This window comes from Streptosporangium canum (genome assembly GCF_900113865.1).
Lineage (GTDB): Bacteria > Actinomycetota > Actinomycetes > Streptosporangiales > Streptosporangiaceae > Streptosporangium > Streptosporangium canum.
The window spans coordinates 1-1,358 of the sequence record NZ_FOQY01000087.1 but is presented as its reverse complement, the minus strand read 5'-3'; the positions used below and the strand labels follow the sequence as shown (position 1 = coordinate 1,358).

The following is a 1,358-nucleotide window of genomic DNA, read 5'->3' as shown; positions in this document are numbered from 1 at the left end:
CCAACTGTCTTTGATCAACAGCCAGTGTCGCGGGGTCACGAGCTCTCGCCCGTCAGGCCACGCCCGTGCCCTTCCCCCTCAAGATCGAAGAGCCGAACTGGTCTGAACGCCCCTGGACATCGTGTGGGGATCTACGGATCAGGAGGCCATGCTGTACCGCGTGTAGTGGTCGCCAGGCGGAGTGAACTCCATGCCGTTCTCATCAAGCGCGTTGTAGATCGTCACTTGGCCGTTCGGGAAGCCGAACCCCAAAGACACGATCGTCCCCTCCGTCAGATCCCTGTTCTTCCACATCAGCAGTTCCACTGCCGAGCAAGGCTGCCCGACCAGTGCAGTGAGTTCATCTGGTGTGTCGTCTCGCCACGCCAGGGAGAAGTCCGGCCAGTCCAGTGCGCGCGCCAGATCGATGGTGTTCCAGGTGATGGAGAGTTCGTCGAACTTCCAGTGGTTGATCTCGACCTGTTCGCCCTCGAAGTCCAGGAGGACCGGACAGTCGGCGAACCACTTGTCCTCGTCAAGGTCCCACACCAGCAGCGCTCGGGTCAGTCGCCGGTCGACGAGGCGGCCCAGTCTCGCCCCATGAGTGGCAGTGATCGCCGAGCGTCCGCTCAACCATTCCGGCCTGTATCCAGGGATTCCGAAGTTGAACATTCAGTGATTGTGCCGGATGCCGTCGCCGGGCTTCTCGGGGTTGTCGGCCTCCGCTCGCATGGTGAGCGCATCAGTCAGGGGGTGAGACAGCATTGCCAACGAACTCTCGAAATACCTCTAACACCTCACCGAGGTTCAGGGATCCACATACTGCTTCGAAGTGGATTCCGTTGCTCCAGGCGTGTACCCAGTTATCCTCGGCGCGTTCCACCACAAGGCGGTCCAGCACGGCCCCGGCAAGAGGCGTGTTGACGAGGTCGATCTTCAGGCACCATCCCGGGTTGTCCAAGGTGTCGATTGTCACGCCGTAACTGTGCTCCCAGTCGTCATTACAGCAGGAGGCGTACCAAGACTGAAGGAAGACGAGTGCGTCCGTGATCACATGGTGAGTCTGTCAGTCGTGCCCGTCGCGTGCCCGATGGAGCAGGAAACGACGGGGAATGGCGGGGAGTCACGGGAAATACAATCAGTGCCGTGAGCTGCGGTTTCGCAGGCAGAGCATGATCGACTCGTCGTGCAATATACGTGCAATGATCATGTAAGGCATGACAGAGAGACATGGTCGCGCCGCAGGTGAGAGGCCATATCTCAGCCGGAACGGTCACGGGCTGCAAAACTGCCGGCAATTGAAGGCTGCCCTCAGAGGCGGGACCATCGCAGGCAGTGCCGCCCTCACGATCGCCTGGTTATGGTTGGTCACCGACGTG

The 1,358-nt window shown here is 60.3% G+C and carries 2 protein-coding genes; both read right to left on the bottom strand.

Annotation, left to right across the window (positions count from 1 at the left end; genetic code table 11):
• Nucleotides 1-138: 138 nt before the first annotated feature.
• Nucleotides 139-651, bottom strand: a complete 513-nt coding sequence (locus tag BM085_RS42530) for a hypothetical protein (RefSeq protein WP_093892383.1) — start codon at nucleotides 649-651, stop codon at nucleotides 139-141.
• A gap of 70 nt (nucleotides 652-721) precedes the next feature.
• Nucleotides 722-1,033 carry an immunity 53 family protein gene (locus tag BM085_RS42525; RefSeq protein WP_093892382.1) on the bottom strand — a complete coding sequence of 104 codons (312 nt, stop codon included), beginning with the start codon at nucleotides 1,031-1,033 and terminating at the stop codon, nucleotides 722-724.
• Nucleotides 1,034-1,358 lie beyond the last annotated feature (325 nt).